Annotated in this window: 4 protein-coding genes; 2 read left to right on the forward strand and 2 right to left on the reverse strand. The window is 50.5% G+C overall.

All coding sequences use genetic code 11. From position 1 onward, the window contains the following. The first annotated feature begins 200 nt into the window (after positions 1-200). Entirely contained in the window at positions 201-512 is a 312-nt protein-coding gene (locus J0895_RS14575; RefSeq protein ID WP_207088794.1) for a DUF3493 domain-containing protein, read from the forward strand. 210 nt (positions 513-722) lie between these two features. Here the strand turns inward: J0895_RS14575 and J0895_RS14580 are convergent, their stop codons facing one another. Next, the gene (locus J0895_RS14580) at positions 723-2,381 is read right to left on the reverse strand and encodes a DUF1565 domain-containing protein (RefSeq protein ID WP_207088795.1); all 1,659 of its coding nucleotides are present in this window, start codon (positions 2,379-2,381) and stop codon (positions 723-725) included. A gap of 401 nt (positions 2,382-2,782) precedes the next feature. Here J0895_RS14580 and J0895_RS14585 point away from each other — a divergent pair, with 401 nt between their 5' ends. Further along, positions 2,783-3,328, forward strand: a complete 546-nt coding sequence (locus J0895_RS14585; RefSeq protein WP_207088796.1) for an alpha/beta hydrolase — start codon at positions 2,783-2,785, stop codon at positions 3,326-3,328. 291 nt (positions 3,329-3,619) lie between these two features. Here J0895_RS14585 and J0895_RS14590 read toward each other — a convergent pair whose 3' ends face one another. Beyond that, positions 3,620-4,300, reverse strand: a complete 681-nt coding sequence (locus tag J0895_RS14590; RefSeq protein WP_207088797.1) for a low-complexity tail membrane protein — start codon at positions 4,298-4,300, stop codon at positions 3,620-3,622. Positions 4,301-4,426 lie beyond the last annotated feature (126 nt).

Raw genomic sequence — 4,426 nt, forward strand, 5'->3', positions numbered from 1 at the left:
ATGTAGGGGTTTGGTCACCAAACCCTCTTGGAAAAAGTAGTTTCCTCATGAGACGCTTAAGCCACGTCACGAGGAAAAACATGGAGTTAGGTTGAGAGCATTTGGGTAAAAAACCCACTCTTGCCCCCCTAGGGTTCCGAGATCCCCATTGTTTTGGATAATGGAAAGGCGAACCTCAACCTTCTGTTTTTGTGAGTCTTATGGCCGATCAAACTCCCGATTCTCCTACTGGGTCCTCCCGCCCTCCTTCGGGCCCATCCAGGCCCCGGGGTAAACAATCCCTCCCACCGGAAAAATATGCTCGATTAAGGGCTGAGGCTGCTGCGCCCTATAAGGGACTGCGTAAATTTGTTTATGTAGTCTGTGGTGCCTCCGGTGGCATTGGCGCTTTTGTGTTTCTAGCGCAACTATTAGCCGGTCGTGAAGTTGGCGCGGCACTGCCTAATTTTGCCCTGCAACTCGGGGTTGTCGCCCTAATGGTTTGGCTCTTTCGGTTAGAAAAAGCCGACTGAAGCCGCCGAGAATGCTGGATTGTTCTGCTCCAGTCAGGACAACGATCGCGCTTTTACTCTACCGGGTTGGGGAGCATTTATTCTGATTAAGTCTTTTTCTGGCTTATCGCTGTTAATGCTCCCCCGGTGGATTTCTGTCCAATGTTTCTGATCCCCTGATCATAATATATAAGGAAACCGGCCCTTTCCCGTTGAACCTCTTGGCCCCAGTTAGGGTGCCATCACCAAATAAGGAGAGGCGATCGCTTCGGCTTGACCCGCATTCACTAGGGCCTGGTAAACAAAGGCCGCAACATCGGCGCGGGTTGCCTCTTGACTCGGATTGAGGCGATCGCGAATTGGATAATTCACCACTAAGCCCTGTTCCGTCGCCCCGGCGATCGCCGTCTGCGCCCAATCCGGAATCCCACTCGTATCCGAAAACACCGATAACACCGCCATATTCTCAGAACGCAATCCCAACCCACTGGCTAGGGCCACCAGCACCTGCACCCGAGGAATCTGCTGTTCCGGGCGGAACTGATTTCCCGGATATCCCGTTAAAAACCCACCCCGACAAGCGGTTTGAATCGCCTCAAAACCCCAGAAATTACTCCGAACATCGGCAAACGCTGAACAAGCCTGATTCGATCGCCCAGTAAAAGCCTTATTCACGATCGCCGCAAACTGAGCACGAGTCACCCGCTCATTCGGACGAAATGTCCCATCATTAAATCCCGCAATCACCCCTTTCGCCGCCAACGCTTCAATATAAGGTTGCGCCCAGTGACCCGAAATATCCCGAAATCCTGCGGCGATCGTTGCCGCCACAAACTCCACCGCCCCAGAGATGCGACTCCCATCAATATCATTCCCCACCGCCAGAATCGTATTGTTGCGCGTCGCATTATAAAGGTCATAGCGGGTGTTACTCCGGATGTAATTTTTGCCCTCGGATTCGGCAGTCCCCAAATCCGGCAAAGCATCCCCGATCACGACAATCCCATCCCGTTCATTATTCTCAATCACGTTATTGCGAAAGATGGGTTTCGCCGAATTGGACACCACCACTCCATCAATATTTTGCAGAATCCGGTTATCCACAATCATCGGGGCCGATGAATCCCCGATCGCCAAGCCAAAACCCGTGTTCTGAAAGACATTTCCCCGAATGGACCCTTGAGCCGATCGCGTAATAGAAATCCCATTCCCATCGTTTTCCGTAAACACGCTATTTTCAATCAGGGGCGTGGAATTCCCCGTTACAAAAACCCCCTCGCGCAGATTACTGGTAAAGGTACTATTGCGAATCGTCGCTGCTCCCGATTCGATCCAGATGCCGGTTCCCCGGGTGTTCGGGTTCGTTACCGCTACCCCGGCGATCGTGCTATCTGTGGCAGTTACGATCGCCACATTTTGAACCGCAAAGGTAGGACTGCTAAAGCTACCACCGCCAATAATCCGCACGTTCTGCCCTTTCTTGGATTCATCCCCGCGTAAAATAATCCCCGGGCCGAGGGTCAGGGGAAAAGTTTCGGTGTCCTTGGTGTAACTTCCAGGGGCCAACTGAATCACAGTCCCAGAGGTGGCTTGGGAGAGGGCGTAAGTAATGCTCTGATAGGCGGACCCTTCGCTGGTGCCTGCATCTGGGCGATCGCTTCCTAACACCGGATTGACATAGACGACTCTAGCATTCGCAGGAATTTGGGCCGTCTGCACTCCCGAGGACTCTGGCATCCCAGGGACCCAGTTGGCCCAAACTCCTGGAACAGCCACTACTCCTACTCCTAAAACCACGGCGGTTACCAGGGGCAGGCTCAATCTCTGAGCCAGGGTCCCCTGACCCAAACTCGCCGGTTGTAACCTCAAAGAAGAAAGTCGCTTGATCATCTGCTGATGGGTCCTACTCTGGTAAAACATCAAAGTTGTTAGACTTAGGTTAACCCCACAGGCGCTTACATGAACGCAGTTGGGATAAAATCAAGTCCCGAGGAGGTCGGTACAGTAGAGGGAAGACAAACCCCGTTTTTTGACAAGATTTAGGCTGGCTTTGCCACAAAGAAAGGGCCAAAAATCCTGTTTCTTGTCCCGGTTATCCCATCCTGTCAGGATGTTCTTCTTGAGACTTAATGATGATCCAATCAGCTCGTTCATTCCTGTTGTTTCCCGGGAAATTTTACTAGGGGTTTTGGGGGATGAAAACTTAAGAGAAATCCCCTTTACCAAGCCAGAAACCTCTTCTGTAAATTCCTCGTCTTTAGTCGGTAAACTCATCTATTAAATTGATAAAAATGCGCCTATCCATGTTATCGGTTTTGCGTCGGATTATCCAGGTTGGAACTCTCGGGATTGCTTTGTTGGGAGTGGGGGAAGGAATGTTTTTCCCAAACAGTGCCACGGCAGCAGAACAAATTATTCTCAAGTATGGACCCATGCGAGCGCCTGTTTCTGTGGCTGACTTATCTAGGTTTGCTCAGACGGGAGATATGTCTTTCTCATTGCGATCGTATATGCGCTTAGGGAGTCAAAACCCTGATGAAGTTCGGAATTATTTAAACCGCTCAATTTCTGTGAGTCCACAATTTTTGGATTGGGCGCTGAATAATCGTCTGGGTAAGCGCGTGTTAGATGAAATGGGGGATATGATTCAGACCCCTTCAGGTCAGTTGAGCGGTCAGGCCCTGCGGGCTTCTTTGGTTCTCTCCGCAGCGGAAGATGGGCAGATTAGTGTGGTGGAATTGATTGAAAATTACCCAGCACAGACTGTAGAAGTAGATGTGGCGAGTTTAGTTCGAGTCTATAACAAGCTGAGTTTTTTGGAAAAGTTACCTTTTTAAAGGGGAGGAATAAAATTGATTTGGCCTGAAGAAAACCGAATCTAATTTCAACCTTTTAAAACCTTTTTAGAGACGTGAAATTTGGCGTCTCTAATTTTTTTATTCTGTGGTATTTATAGAGTCGCCTAAATCATTGGGAAGCATGAAGCAGTGCGAGCATCTTGCTCCCTTACCCCCCTCCATCATTCCCAAAGATGAAGGAGTGCGAGCATCTTGCTCGCTTACTGCAACAGTAGCGAGTAAGATGCTCACACTCCTTGGAAACCGGAGCCAATGAAATGCCATTTGGAGTTAAGGTTCCGAATTTTCAGGGGGAACCGGAGAGTCCACCGGGGGCGGGATGGGGTCAGAAATGGGTTGAGGGGAAGCCAATTCGACCTGGATGGGGGGTAGGGGTAAAATTTTCTGGACTTTCCATCCGGGGATTGTAAAGGTCCGGGGAAGTTGGTCAACCGGAACGGGGGATATGGCGGCAAAGGTGGGTTCTGGGGTGAGTAAGACGGCAAGGACGCTAACGGGGACCTGTAGAAAGAGATTAGCGCCGAAAAAGCCCAGGGTGGCGATCGCCAGTCCGAAAAGATGCGATTGGGGTAAATAAGCACCAATCCCAGCAGCGACGGGGGACCACAGATAAAGATTCCAGAGAATTGCGACTAATCCCACCGGAACTAATAAGGCCAGCCAACGGTTCCGCGCTCTCAGAAATAAGCTGAGGATCCGTCGTTGTTCCTCTGTCAGGTATTGGGGGGCGATCGCCACGAACAGCAAACTAAAAATATAGAACGGGCGCGTCCATTGCATCCACAACAGGGGCAACAGGCCAACGAACGCTACGAACAGCAATTCCAAACCACCGGAGAACAGAGGGTCACCCACGGACAAACCAACCCAAGTCAGTTCGAGAAACAGGGGGACAGCCGCCGCACCCGCTAGATGAATCCAAAAATAGGGATCAGATCGAAAAGAAAGCATGAAACGCTCAAGGATTAGGGATGAAGAATCAGGGGTGAAGGATGAAGGGTGAAGAATGACAACCGACAAATGACAACCGACAACCGACAACTGACAACTGACAACTGACAACTGACAACTGACAAC

The organism is Phormidium pseudopriestleyi FRX01 (assembly GCF_017313335.1).
In the GTDB taxonomy this organism is placed as follows: Bacteria; Cyanobacteriota; Cyanobacteriia; order Cyanobacteriales; family Laspinemataceae; genus Laspinema; species Laspinema pseudopriestleyi.